The organism is Pseudomonas sp. GL-RE-29, from assembly GCF_019947275.1.
Lineage (GTDB): Bacteria > Pseudomonadota > Gammaproteobacteria > Pseudomonadales > Pseudomonadaceae > Aquipseudomonas > Aquipseudomonas fluorescens_A.
Genome location: NZ_JAGYGD010000018.1, coordinates 108477 through 122067 on the forward strand (window position 1 = coordinate 108477; position 13591 = coordinate 122067).

Here is a 13591-nt window from a genome sequence, read left to right on the forward strand (position 1 = left end):
GGCATTCGAACTTCTGTAGGAGCCGGCTTGCTGGCGATCCAGGCGCTCCGGTCAACCAGTTACACCGCGTGACCGTTGATCGCCAGCAAGCCGGCTCCTACAGGATTGTAATCAGCCACAAAAAAGCCCATGACTCGTCATGGGCTTTTTACTTGCAGCTTGTGGCTGCTCTTACACGTAGAACGACTTCAGCGGCGGGAAGCCATTGAACTCAACCGCGCTGTAGCTGGTGGTGTACGCACCGGTCGACAGCCAGTACAGGCGATCACCGATGGCCAGGTTCAGTGGCAGGCCGTACTTGTAGTTTTCGTACATGATGTCGGCGCTGTCGCAGGTTGGGCCGGCGATGACCACTTCTTCCATCTCGCCTTTCTTTTCGGTCCAGATCGGGAACTTGATGGCTTCGTCCATGGTTTCGATCAGGCCGGAGAACTTGCCCACATCCGTGTACACCCAACGCTCAACGGCGGTACGGGATTTACGCGCGACCAGCACCACTTCACTGACCAGGATGCCGGCGTTGGCGATCAACGAACGGCCTGGCTCCAGGATGATTTCCGGCAAGTCGTCACCGAAGTCTTCCTTGAGGAAACGGATGATTTCTTCAGCGTAGGTTTCCAGGCTGTTGGTACGGGTGATGTAGTTGGCCGGGAAGCCACCGCCCATGTTGATCAGTTTCAGCTCGATGCCGTCTTCTTCTTTCAGACGCTCGAAAATCACTTTGACCTTGGCGATCGCCGCGTCCCAGACGCTGATGTCGCGCTGCTGCGAACCCACGTGGAACGAGATGCCGTACGGCACCAGGCCCAGGTCGCGAGCGAGGATCAGCAGGTCCATGGCCATGTCGGTCTGGCAGCCGAATTTGCGCGACAACGGCCAGTCAGCGGTGGTCGAGCCTTCGGTCAGGATGCGTACGTAGACTTTCGCGCCCGGCGCAGCCTTGGCGATGTTGCGCAGGTCGGCTTCGGAGTCGGTGGCATACAGGCGCACGCCCTTCTCGTAAAAGTAGCGGATGTCCTTGGATTTCTTGATGGTGTTGCCGTAGCTGATCCGGTCGGCGCTGACGCCGCGGCCCAGCACTTTGTCCAGCTCGTAGATCGAGGCGATGTCGAAGCTCGAGCCTTTCTCTTTGAGCAGGTCGATAATTTCCACGGCCGGGTTGGCCTTGACCGCGTAGTAGACCTTGGCGAATTCGAAACCGGCGCGCAGGTCGTCATAGGCCTGGCTGATCATCGCGGTGTCGATCACCACGAACGGGGTTTCTTGCTTGTCGGCGAACGCCTTCATTTTCTGGAAGGTTTCACGCGCGAAATAGTCTTCGACCTGGATCGACATACCTGGGAGCTCCTACTGGCAAACGTTAATAATCAATGGGTGCAAATGAACGTCCTCCGTATCCCCACTTTGGTTCGCCTACTTCCCAAGGCATGTCGCCGAAAGCAAAAAGGCCATGGGAAGTGCAGCTTTCCCTTGGCCTTGCTGTCTCGTCGTCAGTACTTGAGCCGGATGGATCGTTTCCAGCATGGACGTTCGGCGCGAACTTTAGGGCGTGAGGGGCTTGAGATCAACAAAAAATGTCGCGTTTTTGCACGCTTCCGTCGTGCGGTCCCTGACAGCTACTGATGTAACCGACCTGTGTGACGGTGTGATGTTCCCCGGATGGAGAGTTTCAGAGGGATTTGTGTTGCCTTTGTGGCGAGGGAGCTTGCTCCCGCTGGGCCGCGTAGCGGCCCCAAATTTGCGGCTGCTGCGCAACCGAGCGGGAGCAAGCTCCCTCGCCACAGGGGCAGGTCAGGCGACGGCAATCTCGGCAGGCGAAACGATACTGGTCTTGCCGCCTCGGGACTTGCCCGAACTCAGATACTCGGCAATCGACTCCTGCGTCACCTCACCCAAAAACACCCGCTCCGCATCCATCACCGGCAACCACGAGCGATTGAACTCGTACATCCGCGACAACAGGATGCGCAAATGCTCGTCATACGCCGCCGTGGCGTTGAACTCACGCAGGTACTGGCCGCAAGTGCCGGTCTGACGGTGCAGATCGCGACGTCGCACATAACCCTGCGCCTTGTTATCAGCGTCGGTGACCACTACATAACGACGGTCATGCTCATCCATCAATTCCAAAGCATCGGCTACCGGGGTTTCCGGACTGACGGACGGCGCGTTGTCCGCTGCGTCTTCGGCCTTCACCAGCAACAGGCGTTTCAACGTGCTGTCCTGGCCGACGAAGTTACTGACAAAGTCGTCCGCCGGATGCGCGAGCAAGGTGTCTGGATGGTCGATCTGCAGCAGTTTGCCGGCACGGAAGATAGCGATCTTGTCGCCGAGCTTGATCGCTTCGTCGATGTCGTGGCTGACCATGATCACGGTCTTGTTCAATGCGCGCTGCATCTCGAAGAACTCGTTCTGGATCATCTCGCGGTTGATCGGGTCGACCGCGCCGAACGGTTCGTCCATCAACAGCAGCGGTGCATCCGCTGCCAGCGCCCGAATCACGCCGATCCGTTGCTGCTGGCCACCGGACAATTCCCGCGGATAACGATGCAGATATTGCTTGGGCTCAAGCTTGATCATGCTCATCAACTCGCGGGCGCGGTCGTGGCATTTCTGTTTGTCCCAGCCCAGCAGGCGCGGGACCACGGTGATGTTTTCCTCGATGGTCATGTTCGGGAACAGGCCGATCTGCTGGATCACATAACCGATGTTGCGCCGCAGGGTCACTTCGTCGAGGCCGGTGGTGTCTTCGCCGTTGATCAGGATCTTGCCCGAGGTCGGCTTGATCAGGCGGTTGATCATTTTCAGCGTGGTGCTTTTGCCGCAACCCGATGGCCCGAGGAACACGCAGATTTCGCCTTCATTGACGGTCAGGCTCACCGAGTCCACGGCTTTCACATCTTTGCCGTTGCTTTGGAAGGTCTTGCTGAGGTTTTGAAGTTCGATCATTTGAGCAGTCCTTTTGGAGTCAGCGAACGTTGCAGCCATTGCAGAAGCAGGTCAGCGAAGATGGCCAGAAGACTGACCAGCACGGCGCCGACGATCAGCATCGACATGTCGCTGCGGCTGATGGAAGCGAGGATGAGCACGCCCAGACCACCGGCGCCGATGGTCGCGGCGATGGTCATGACGCCGATGTTCATCACCACGGCGGTGCGCACACCGGCGAGGATCACCGGCACGGCGATGGGCAGTTCGACCATGCGCAGGCGCTGGCCGAAGGTCATGCCGATGCCGCGTGCGGCTTCGCGTATGCCCGGTTCGACGCCGGTCAACGCGAGGTAGGTGTTACGCATGATCGGCAGCAGCGAGTAGAGGAACACAGCGGTGATCGCCGGCATGGGGCCAAGGCCCTGACCGAACTTGGAATAGAACGGCAGCAGCAGGCCGAACAGCGCAATCGATGGCACGGTCAGCAGCACCGTGGCGCTGGCCTGCAAGGGGCCGGCGAGGGTCGGAAAGCGCGTCATCAGGATGCCCAGCGGCACGCCGACCACAATCGCCAGCGTCACCGCGATGCCGACCAGGGTGATGTGCTGCCAAGTCAGGTGCATCACCTGCTGCCAGTCGAGGTGGGAAAAGGCGTTGAGAAATTCCATGACTTTTCCTCCTTACTTGATTGGATGCTGGCGCAGGAAATCTGCGGCAACGGATGAAGGGCTTTCATGGTCGACATCGACCCGCGCGTTGAGCTGGCGCATGGTCTCGTCGTCGAACAGTTCGGCCAGGGGCTTGAGCTGTTCCGCCAATTGCGGGTGTGCATCGAGGTAGGCCTGACGCACCACGGGAGCGGCGGTGTAGTCCGGGAAGTAGTGCTTGTCGTCTTCCAGCAGCTTGAGCTTGAAGGCGTTGAGGCGACCGTCAGTGGTGTAGACCAGACCGGCAAACACCTGACCATTGCGCAACGCGGTGTAGACCAGCCCGGCGTCCATCTGACGGATGTTTTTTCGGGTCAGGTTCATGTCGTAGAGCTTGACCATGCCGTCGAGACCGTCGGAGCGGTTGGCGAACTCGGTGTCCAAGGCCACCAGGTTGTTGGTCTTGGCCTCGTCCCGCAGCACTCTGTTCAGATCGCTGATGTTGTTGATCTGCGGGTATTGGTCAGCGACGTTTTTCGGCAGGGCGAGGGCGTAGGTGTTGCTGAATTTCGACGGGGTGAGCCAGACCAGTCCTTTCTTCGCGTCGAGTTCTTTCACCCGGGCGTAGGACTGTTCGCTGTCGAGTTTTTCCGTCACATGGTTGTAGGCCACCAGCGATACGCCGGTGTATTCCCAGAGCATGTCCAGTTGACCGCTTTCGTGAGCGCTACGGGCCAGATTGCTGCCGAGACCGCCGGTCACTTGGGCGTCGTAGCCCTTGGCACGCAGGTATTGCGAGGTGATTTCCGCCAGCAGGGTTTGTTCGGTGAACACCCGGGCGCCGATGCGGATTACCGGTTTTTCGGCGGCTTGGGCAAATCCTGCAAACAACAGGACGCAGCCCAGTAAAAAGCTTGATGTCTTCATGAGTATTCCTTTGCCGAGGCTTAAGACGGGCGCAAGCCGCGTTCGAGCCAGAGGCGGCTGGCGATCGTCACCAGGCCGTCCAGCAACAAGGCCAGCAGCGCCGTGCAGGCCGCGCCGAGCAATAGTTGCGGCTGATTGTTCAAGGCGATGCCGGGGAAAATCAGGCTGCCGAGGCTGTTGGCACCGATCAGAAACGCCAGCGGCGCCGTGCCGACGTTGATCGCCAGTGCCACGCGCACGCCACCGATGATGATCGGCACGGCGTTGGGCAATTCGACTTTCCACAGCACCTGGCGCGGGGTCATGCCGATGCCGACGGCGGCTTCCTTGAGCGAGCCCTGGACGTTTTTCAGGCCTTCATAGGTGTTGCGCACAATGGGCAACAGAGAGGCGAGGAACAGGGCGAAAATCGCCGGGCCGCTGCCGATCCCGAGAATGCCCAGGGCGATGGCCAGCACGGCCAGCGGTGGAATGGTGTTGCCGATGTTGAAGATTTGCATGAAGCGTTCAGCACGGTCGACCCGGGTCGGACGGCTGAGGAAGATGCCGGCGGGAATGCCCACGACAAGGGCGGCCAGCATGGAAGCGAGGACGAGAATCAGATGAGCTTGCAGGTAAAACAACAAATCGTCGCGGTAGTGTTCGATCGTGTTGATGCCAATCCAGTGGATCAGCAGGGCCAGGAGGGCGATTACCAGCGCGCCTCCCATCAGCCCTTTGCCATAGCGAATAGCCACAGGCGGACTCCTTTTTTCTTTGTCGGCGAACGCAGTCCCGTGTGGCAGTGCCATACATGGCTGCCGGGTTCGAAACGTTCGCGAGAAGCAGCTCTTCATGCTGATGAAACCGCATGAGATCGAGCCATAAGCGCAGCCTCGTCAGGCTAACTTGCTGATTTTTCAGCCCCTGACGAGTGGTCGTAGCAGGGGAGTGGACGCCTCCACCTTTTAAAAGGTTCCATAATTAGCAGCCTTTGGCCACCCTTGATTACCAATCGCGTCCCCGTAGGAGCCGGCTTGCGGGCGATAGCATCCCCGCGGTCTGCCAGATACACCGAGGTGATGCCATCGCCAGCAAGCCGGCTCCTACGAAGGGGTCTGTTGGTCGCCGCGGTGGTCCGGGGCGGTCGCTTTGCGCTATACTCGCCGCCCTTTTTTGAATCACCTGCCAGGCGATTTCCCATGACCAAACAGGCCGCCGAAGTCGCGAAACGCCGCACTTTCGCCATTATTTCCCACCCCGATGCCGGTAAGACCACCATCACCGAGAAGCTCTTGCTGATGGGCAAGGCGATTGCGGTAGCCGGCACGGTGAAATCTCGTAAATCCGACCGCCATGCCACCTCCGACTGGATGGAAATGGAAAAACAACGTGGTATTTCCATTACCACGTCGGTCATGCAGTTCCCGTATCGCGAGCACATGATCAACCTGCTTGACACCCCGGGCCACGAAGACTTCTCCGAAGATACCTACCGCACCCTGACGGCGGTGGACTCGGCCTTGATGGTCCTCGACGGCGGTAAGGGTGTAGAGCCACGGACCATCGCCCTGATGGACGTCTGCCGTCTGCGCGACACGCCGATCGTCAGCTTCATCAACAAACTCGACCGTGACATCCGCGACCCGATCGAACTGCTCGACGAAATTGAAGCGGTCCTGAAGATCAAGGCCGCGCCGATCACCTGGCCGATCGGTTGCTACCGCGATTTCAAAGGCGTGTATCACCTCGCCGACGACTACATCATCGTCTACACCGCCGGTCACGGCCACGAGCGCACCGAAACCAAGATCATCGAGAAGCTGGACTCCGATGAAGCGCGCGCGCACTTGGGTGACGAGTACGAGCGTTTCATCGAACAGCTGGAACTGGTGCAGGGCGCCTGCCACGAGTTCAACCAGCAGGAATTCCTCGACGGTCAACTGACCCCGGTGTTCTTCGGTACCGCACTGGGCAACTTCGGTGTCGATCACGTACTCGACGCCGTTGTCGACTGGGCGCCGCGCCCGCTGGCCCGAGTGGCTAACGAGCGCACCGTGGAGCCGGTGGAAGAGAAGTTCTCGGGCTTCATCTTCAAGATCCAGGCGAACATGGACCCGAAACACCGCGACCGCATCGCCTTCATGCGTATCTGCTCCGGCAAGTACGAAAAAGGCATGAAGATGCGCCACGTGCGCACCGGCAAGGACGTGCGGATCGGCGACGCGCTGACGTTCTTCTCCTCCGAGCGTGAGCAACTGGAAGAAGCCTTCGCCGGCGACATCATCGGCCTGCACAACCACGGCACCATCCAGATCGGCGACACCTTCAGCGAAGGCGAAGTCCTGGGCTTCACCGGCATCCCGCACTTCGCCCCGGAACTGTTCCGTCGCGTGCGCCTGCGTGATCCGCTGAAATCCAAGCAACTGCGTCAGGGCCTGCAGCAACTCGCCGAAGAAGGCGCGACCCAGGTGTTCTTCCCGGAACGCAGCAACGACATCATCCTCGGCGCCGTTGGTGTGCTGCAGTTCGATGTGGTCGCGAGCCGCCTCAAAGAGGAATACAAGGTCGAGTGCTCCTACGAGCCGATCACCGTCTATTCCGCGCGCTGGATCGAGTGCGACGACAAGAAGAAACTCGAGGAATTCTCCAACAAGGCGGTGGAAAACCTGGCACTGGACGGCGGCGGTCACCTGACCTACCTCGCGCCTACGCGGGTTAACCTGGCACTGATGGAAGAGCGCTGGCCGGATGTGAAATTCCGTGCGACGCGTGAGCATCACTAAGGTTTGATGTTCGGCTAAGCAAAAAAGGCGAAGCTTTCGGGCTTCGCCTTTTTTGTTGGAAGATCAAAAGATCGCAGCCTTCGGCAGCTCCTACAGGGATTACAGGGATCGGTGTGGGGGCGGCCGAAGGCTGCGATCTTTTGATCTTTTCGGCATAACGCTTATTCAAAACCAGTCTCTACATCCATGGCATTTCCCTCCCATCATTAGCGTCCTATCTGGAGAACCCCGCTGATCGGAACTAGATTTCATTCAGCGCCAGACAGGCACTCTTCGAAAGGATGGATTCGGCCATGAACAGATTGTTACGCGTTTTACTGATGATGAAGGTGTTGGTGATGTTGACGCTCGGCAGCTCGGCGGTCTGGGCTGAGTGTGAGCAACATGAGACTCAGGCTTCGAGCGGGCAGTCGGGGCAGGGTGATCTGATGATTGCCAGGTCCGAATCGGAACCGGGCGACAAGGGGCAGGGCGGGGCTGAGGGTGACGACGACTCGACCACCGATGATCCGGATTCCGACGAAGGCGATAGCCAGACGTAAATCACAGGCAAAGGAAAACCCCTTTTACGCCGACTGATAATCAGTCGAAGTAGAAGGGGCTGGTTCACTCAACCCTTGTGGGAGCAGGCTTGCCCGCGATAGCTGCGTAACATTCAAAATTGAAGTTGGCTGTTACATCGTCATCGCGGGCAAGCCCGCTCCCACAGTGTTTTGTGGACGCTTTTAACCGAGGAACTGCTCGGCGTAGTGGCAAGCCACCTGGCGGCTGTCGAGCAGGCGCAGGGCCGGCTCTTCAGTGCTGCAACGCTCGGTGGCGTACGGGCAGCGCTTGTGGAACGCGCAGCCGGACGGTGGGTTCAGCGGGTTGGGCAGTTCGCCGACGATCTTGATTTTCGGTTTGTCCGGGTCCGGGTGGATGGTCGGAGTCGCCGACAATAGCGCCTGGGTATACGGGTGCAGAGGGCGAGTGTAGATGTCCTCTTTCGGGCCCATTTCCACCGGACGACCGAGGTACATCACCATCACGTGGTCAGCCACGTGACGCACCACCGCCAGGTTGTGCGAGATGAACACGTAGGCGGTGTTGAACTCTTGCTGCAGGTCCATGAACAGGTTCAACACCTGCGCCTGGATCGACACGTCCAGCGCCGAGGTCGGTTCGTCCGCCACCAGCACTTTCGGTTGCAGCATCATGGCGCGGGCGAGGGCGATCCGTTGGCGCTGACCGCCGGAGAACATGTGCGGATAACGCTGGTAGTGCTCAGGACGCAAGCCCACCTGCTTCATCATCGCCTGGACTTTCTCGCGGCGTTCCGAGGCGGACAGGTTGGTGTTGATCAGCAGCGGTTCGGCCAGCTGATCACCGACTTTCTGCCGTGGGTTCAACGAAGCGTACGGGCTCTGGAACACCATCTGCACGTCTTTGCGCAGTTGCTTGCGCTGGGCCTTGTCGGCACCGGCGACTTCCTGGCCGGCGATTTTCAAGGAGCCCGAGGATGGCTCTTCGATCAGCGTCAGGGCGCGGGCCAGGGTGGATTTGCCGCAACCGGATTCGCCTACAACCGCGAGGGTCTTGCCGGCTTCCAGCTCGAACGACACGCCGTTGAGGGCGCGCACGGTGGCGTGACCCTTGAACAGGCCACGGGACACTTCGTAGTGACGGGTCAGGTCGCGGGCGGTAAGAACGACGGCCATTACGCCACCTCCTGGTTCAGCGGGTAGAAGCAGCGGGCGAGGCTGTTGCTTTTCGGGTCAAGGGCTGGGCGCTGCGTGCGGCAGTTTTCCTGCACGTACGGGCAGCGCGGCGACAGCAGGCAACCCTGCGGCCGGTCGTAGCGGCCCGGCACGATGCCCGGCAGGGTCGACAGGCGTGAGGCGCCGAGGCTGTGTTCCGGAATCGCCTTGAGCAGCGCTTCGCTGTACGGGTGCGCGGGGATGTCGAACAGTTGCGGAACCTGACCGACTTCGACGGCTTGGCCGGCATACATCACGCACACGCGCTGGGCAGTTTCGGCCACGACCGCGAGGTCGTGGGTGATCAGCACCAGGCCCATGTTCTGCTCTTTCTGCAACGCCAGCAGCAGGTCCATGATCTGTGCCTGAATCGTCACGTCCAGCGCTGTGGTCGGTTCGTCGGCGATCAGCAGTTTCGGCTCGCCGGCAATCGCCATGGCGATCGCGACGCGCTGACTCATACCACCAGACAGTTGATGCGGGTAGGCGTCCATGCGACTGGACGCGCCCGGGATCTCAACTTTTTCCAGCAGTTCGATGGCACGCTTGCGCGCAGCTTTGCCGGACATTTTCAGGTGCAGGCGCAGCACTTCTTCGATCTGGAAACCGACGGTGTAGCTCGGGTTGAGCGCGGTCATCGGGTCCTGGAAGACCATCGACAGGTCTTTGCCGACGATTTGCCGACGCTGACGGTTGCTGAGCTTGAGCATGTCCTTGCCGTCGAAGCTGAGCGAGTCGGCGGTGACGATGCCGGGATGCTCGATCAGGCCCATCAGCGCCATCATGGTCACGGATTTACCCGAACCCGACTCGCCAACGATGGCCAGCACTTCGCCTTTGTCGACTTTCAGGTCGAGGCCGTCGACCACAGGCGTAGCGTTTTTGTCGCCGAAGCGAACGTTGAGATTCTTGATTTCTAACAGTGACATTGGAATCTCCTCAGGCGGCGTTCTTGAGTTTCGGGTCCAGCGCATCGCGCAGGCCGTCACCCATCAAGTTGATTGCCAGCACGCTGAGCAAAATGGTCAAACCAGGCAGGCTGACTACCCACCAGGCGCGTTCGATGTAGTCGCGGGCCGAGGCCAGCATGGTGCCCCACTCAGGGGTTGGCGGTTGTACGCCAAGGCCGAGGAAGCCCAGTGCGGCGGCATCGAGAATCGCCGAGGAGAAGCTCAAGGTTGCCTGAACGATCAGTGGAGCCATGCAGTTAGGCAACACGGTCACGAACATCAGACGCGGCAGGCCGGCACCGGCCAGGCGCGCGGCGGTCACGTAGTCGCGGTTCAGCTCGCCCATCACCGCGGCGCGGGTCAGACGAACGTAGGACGGCAGGGACACCACGGCGATCGCGATCACGGTGTTGATCAGGCCAGGGCCGAGGATGGCGACGATCGCCACGGCCAGCAGCAGGGATGGCAGGGCCAGCATGATGTCCATCAGACGCATGATGGTCGGGCCGAGCACGCGCGGGAAGAACCCGGCGAACAGACCCAGCAGGATCCCCGGGATCAGCGACATCACCACCGACGACAAGCCGATCAGCAACGACAGGCGCGACCCCTGGATCAGGCGCGACAGCAAGTCACGACCCAGTTCATCGGTACCGAGCAGGAATTGTATCTGCCCACCTTCCAGCCAGGCTGGCGGGGTCAGCAGGAAATCACGGTATTGCTCGCTCGGGTCATGGGGTGCGACCCACGGGGCGAAGATGGCGCAGAAAATCACCAGCAGCATGAACAACAGGCCGGCAACGGCGCCCTTGTTCTTGGAGAACGCTTGCCAGAATTCTTTGTATGGCGACGGGTACAGCAGGCTTTGATCCACGGCGGACGCGGCGGTGGCTACTGAGGATGTTGGAGTGCTCATGGGTAATGACCTCAGCGCTGATGACGGATGCGTGGGTTGGCAAAGCCGTAGAGGATGTCCACTACGAAGTTGACCAGAATCACCAGGCAGGCGATTAACAGGATGCCGTTTTGCACAACCGGGTAGTCCCGGGCGCCAATGGCTTCGATCAGCCATTTGCCGATGCCCGGCCACGAGAAGATGGTTTCGGTCAGGACCGCACCGGCCAGCAGGGTGCCGACTTGCAGACCGACTACGGTCAGGACCGGAATCAGCGCGTTACGCAGACCATGCACGAACACCACGCGCGACGGCGAAAGGCCTTTGGCGCGGGCGGTACGGATATAGTCCTCACGCAGCACTTCGAGCATCGACGAACGGGTCATCCGCGCGATCACCGCCAGCGGGATGGTGCCGAGTACGATGGCCGGCAGGATCAAGTGATGCAGGGCATCGACGAACGCTCCGACATCATCGGCCAGCAGCGTATCGATCAGCATGAAACCGGTGCGTGGCTCGATGTCATAGAGCAGGTCGATCCGCCCGGATACCGGGGTCCAGCCCAGGGATACCGAGAAGAACATGATCAGAATCAGGCCCCACCAGAAGATCGGCATCGAGTACCCCGCGAGGGAGATGCCCATCACCCCGTGGTCGAACAGGGATCCTCGCTTGAGTGCCGCGATCACCCCGGCCAGAAGGCCCAGGATGCCGGCGAACAACAGCGCGGCCATGGACAGTTCCAGGGTCGCGGGGAAGAGGGAGGTGAACTCGCTCCAGACGCTTTCACGGGTACGCAGGGATTCCCCGAGATCGCCGTGGGCCAGTTTGCCGATGTAATCCAGGTACTGGGCATACAGGGGTTTGTTCAGACCTAGGCGTTCCATTGCCTGAGCGTGCATTTCAGGGTCAACCCTGCGTTCTCCCATCATGACTTCCACGGGGTCGCCTGGGATCATGCGAATCAACGCGAAAGTCAGCAAGGTGATGCCGAAGAACGTAGGGATCAGTAACCCCAGTCGGCGGGCAATAAAACTAAACATCGTGTGTTGTACCTCATCAGCCGGTTAGGCGTGCCCGGCATGCCTGGGTTCAGGAATGCCGGGAGTTTTCTTATTACTTCACCTGGGTGGTGGCGAAGTTATTAGTGGTGAGGGGGCTAATGTGATAGCCCTCTACGTTGTTGCGCATTGCAGTGAACATTCTAGTGTGTGCCATGCTGATCCACGGCTGGTCCTGATTAAAAATAACCTGAGCCTGCTCATAGAGCGCTGCACGTTCAGCCGGATCGGTCTTCTCGCGGGCCTGGTCGATCAGCGTCTGGAACTTGGCATTGCACCAGCGCGCGTAGTTTTCGCCGTTCTTCGCCGCTTCGCAACTGAGCATAGGCGTCAGGAAGTTATCCGGATCGCCGTTATCGCCCGCCCATCCGGCGGAAACCATATCGTGCTCGCCGTTTTTAGCGCGTTTGAGCATTTCGCCCCATTCCATCACGCGGATGTCGATCTTGATGCCGACCTTGGCCAGGTCAGCCTGCATCATCTGCGCGCCGAGCATCGGGTTCGGGTTGGTCGGCCCGCCACCGTTGCGGGTGAACAGGGTGAAAGTGGTGCCTTCCGGTACGCCGGCTTCCTTGAGCAGGGCACGCGCCTTGTCCAGATCGCGAGTCGGATTCTTCAGGCTGTGGTTGTAGCCGAGCAGGGTGTCAGGATACGGGTTGACCGCCGCTGTGGCGTTGCCTTTGCCAAACAGCGCGTTGACGTAGGCTTCCTTGTCGAAGGCGATGTCGATGGCTTTGCGCACCCGCACATCACTCATGTACTTGTGTGTGGTGTTCATGGCGACGTACGAAACGGTCATCGCGTTCAGTTCATCGACCTTCAGGTTCGGGTCTTTCTTGATGCTCGGGATGTCATCCGGTTTCGGATACAGCGCGATCTGGCACTCGTTGGCCTTGAGCTTTTGCAGGCGCACATTGTTGTCGGTGCCGATGGCCAGGATCAGCGCCTCGGCCGGTGGCTTGCCACGGAAGTAGTCCGGGTTGGCCTTGAAGCGAACCTGAGCGTCCTTGTTGTAGCGCTGGAAGACGAACGGACCGGTGCCGACCGGTTTGTTGTTCAGGTCGGCAGCTTTGTTTGCCTTGAGCAACTTATCGGCGTACTCGGCGGAGTAGATCGACGAGAAGGCCATGGCGATGTCGGCCAGGAACGGCGCCTCGCGACGGGTCAGGGTGAACTTGACCGTGTTGTCGTCGACTTTCTCGACGCTTTTCAGCAGTTCCTTGAAGCCCATGCTTTCAAAGTACGGGAAGCCCACGCTCGACAGTTTGTGCCATGGGTGGTTCGGGTCCAGCTGGCGCTGGAAGCTCCAGACCACGTCGTCGGCATTCATGTCGCGCGTCGGTTTGAAGTATTCGGTGGTGTGAAACTTGACGCCTTTGCGCAAGTGGAACGTGTAGGTCAGGCCGTCCTCGCTGATGTCCCAGGAGTCGGCCAGGGCCGGAATCACATCAGTGGTGCCGGGCTTGAAGTCCGCCAGTCGATTGAAGATGGTTTCAGCCACGGCATCGGCGGTGACTGCAGTCGTGTACTGGACCATGTCGAAGCCTTCCGGGCTGGCTTCGGTACAGACCACCAGCGGTTTGGCCGATACGCCCACCGCGACACTCAGCAACGCGGCCGCGATGGCCGCACGTAGGGGAAGCATTTTCATCAAGAACCCTCTGCAATCGGTTAGCAGG

Annotated in this window: 12 protein-coding genes; 2 read left to right on the plus strand and 10 right to left on the minus strand. The window is 59.9% G+C overall.

Features of this window, described 5'->3' with window-relative positions; genetic code table 11:
- Window positions 1-171 precede the first annotated feature (171 nt).
- The 5 genes from KGB21_RS16515 to KGB21_RS16535 form a co-directional block, all read right to left on the minus strand.
- Entirely contained in the window at window positions 172-1335 is a 1164-nt protein-coding gene (locus tag KGB21_RS16515; protein WP_034148313.1) for a type III PLP-dependent enzyme, read from the minus strand.
- A 456-nt stretch (window positions 1336-1791) separates the two neighbouring features.
- Complete coding sequence (locus KGB21_RS16520) at window positions 1792-2949, minus strand: betaine/proline/choline family ABC transporter ATP-binding protein (RefSeq protein WP_223505832.1); 1158 nt, start codon at window positions 2947-2949, stop codon at window positions 1792-1794.
- A complete protein-coding gene (locus KGB21_RS16525) occupies window positions 2946-3599 on the minus strand; it encodes an ABC transporter permease (RefSeq protein ID WP_223505835.1) in 654 nt (217 codons plus the stop codon). Before KGB21_RS16525 ends, KGB21_RS16520 begins: the two co-directional genes overlap by 4 nt.
- A 12-nt stretch (window positions 3600-3611) precedes the next feature.
- Window positions 3612-4505 carry a glycine betaine ABC transporter substrate-binding protein gene (locus KGB21_RS16530; RefSeq protein WP_223505837.1) on the minus strand — a complete coding sequence of 298 codons (894 nt, stop codon included), beginning with the start codon at window positions 4503-4505 and terminating at the stop codon, window positions 3612-3614.
- Window positions 4506-4525: 20 nt separating this feature from the next.
- Window positions 4526-5215 carry an ABC transporter permease gene (locus KGB21_RS16535; RefSeq protein WP_172668668.1) on the minus strand — a complete coding sequence of 230 codons (690 nt, stop codon included), beginning with the start codon at window positions 5213-5215 and terminating at the stop codon, window positions 4526-4528.
- 471 nt (window positions 5216-5686) lie between these two features.
- Here KGB21_RS16535 and KGB21_RS16540 point away from each other — a divergent pair, with 471 nt between their 5' ends.
- Together KGB21_RS16540 and KGB21_RS16545 are read left to right on the plus strand one after the other, a co-directional pair.
- Entirely contained in the window at window positions 5687-7270 is a 1584-nt protein-coding gene (locus KGB21_RS16540; protein WP_034148308.1) for a peptide chain release factor 3, read from the plus strand.
- A 293-nt stretch (window positions 7271-7563) separates the two neighbouring features.
- Window positions 7564-7812, plus strand: coding sequence for a hypothetical protein (locus tag KGB21_RS16545; RefSeq protein ID WP_223505839.1), 249 nt, complete (start codon window positions 7564-7566; stop codon window positions 7810-7812).
- A 183-nt stretch (window positions 7813-7995) separates the two neighbouring features.
- On the opposite strand, the gene KGB21_RS16550 is transcribed toward KGB21_RS16545, so the two are convergent.
- The 5 genes from KGB21_RS16550 to KGB21_RS16570 form a co-directional block, all read right to left on the minus strand.
- Window positions 7996-8967, minus strand: coding sequence for a peptide ABC transporter ATP-binding protein (locus KGB21_RS16550; protein ID WP_034148306.1), 972 nt, complete (start codon window positions 8965-8967; stop codon window positions 7996-7998).
- Window positions 8967-9935 (minus strand): ABC transporter ATP-binding protein, encoded by a 969-nt coding sequence (locus tag KGB21_RS16555; protein WP_034148305.1) that lies wholly within the window; start codon window positions 9933-9935, stop codon window positions 8967-8969. The genes KGB21_RS16550 and KGB21_RS16555 overlap by 1 nt, the downstream gene beginning before the upstream one ends.
- 10 nt (window positions 9936-9945) lie before the next feature.
- A complete protein-coding gene (locus tag KGB21_RS16560; RefSeq protein WP_034148304.1) occupies window positions 9946-10872 on the minus strand; it encodes an ABC transporter permease subunit in 927 nt (308 codons plus the stop codon).
- Window positions 10873-10883: 11 nt separating this feature from the next.
- Window positions 10884-11894, minus strand: a complete 1011-nt coding sequence (locus KGB21_RS16565) for an ABC transporter permease subunit (RefSeq protein ID WP_034148303.1) — start codon at window positions 11892-11894, stop codon at window positions 10884-10886.
- A gap of 73 nt (window positions 11895-11967) precedes the next feature.
- Window positions 11968-13563 (minus strand): ABC transporter substrate-binding protein, encoded by a 1596-nt coding sequence (locus KGB21_RS16570; protein ID WP_223505841.1) that lies wholly within the window; start codon window positions 13561-13563, stop codon window positions 11968-11970.
- Window positions 13564-13591: the final 28 nt, after the last annotated feature.

Coding starts and splice junctions, on each gene's coding strand:
- KGB21_RS16520 (WP_223505832.1), bottom strand. CDS start 2,949: ATGATCGAACTTCAAAACCTCAGCAAGACCTTCCAAAGCAACGGCAAA.
- KGB21_RS16525 (WP_223505835.1), bottom strand. CDS start 3,599: ATGGAATTTCTCAACGCCTTTTCCCACCTCGACTGGCAGCAGGTGATG.
- KGB21_RS16565 (WP_034148303.1), bottom strand. CDS start 11,894: ATGTTTAGTTTTATTGCCCGCCGACTGGGGTTACTGATCCCTACGTTC.
- KGB21_RS16560 (WP_034148304.1), bottom strand. CDS start 10,872: ATGAGCACTCCAACATCCTCAGTAGCCACCGCCGCGTCCGCCGTGGAT.
- KGB21_RS16540 (WP_034148308.1), top strand. CDS start 5,687: ATGACCAAACAGGCCGCCGAAGTCGCGAAACGCCGCACTTTCGCCATT.
- KGB21_RS16555 (WP_034148305.1), bottom strand. CDS start 9,935: ATGTCACTGTTAGAAATCAAGAATCTCAACGTTCGCTTCGGCGACAAA.
- KGB21_RS16550 (WP_034148306.1), bottom strand. CDS start 8,967: ATGGCCGTCGTTCTTACCGCCCGCGACCTGACCCGTCACTACGAAGTG.
- KGB21_RS16515 (WP_034148313.1), bottom strand. CDS start 1,335: ATGTCGATCCAGGTCGAAGACTATTTCGCGCGTGAAACCTTCCAGAAA.
- KGB21_RS16530 (WP_223505837.1), bottom strand. CDS start 4,505: ATGAAGACATCAAGCTTTTTACTGGGCTGCGTCCTGTTGTTTGCAGGA.
- KGB21_RS16570 (WP_223505841.1), bottom strand. CDS start 13,563: ATGAAAATGCTTCCCCTACGTGCGGCCATCGCGGCCGCGTTGCTGAGT.
- KGB21_RS16535 (WP_172668668.1), bottom strand. CDS start 5,215: ATGGGAGGCGCGCTGGTAATCGCCCTCCTGGCCCTGCTGATCCACTGG.
- KGB21_RS16545 (WP_223505839.1), top strand. CDS start 7,564: ATGAACAGATTGTTACGCGTTTTACTGATGATGAAGGTGTTGGTGATG.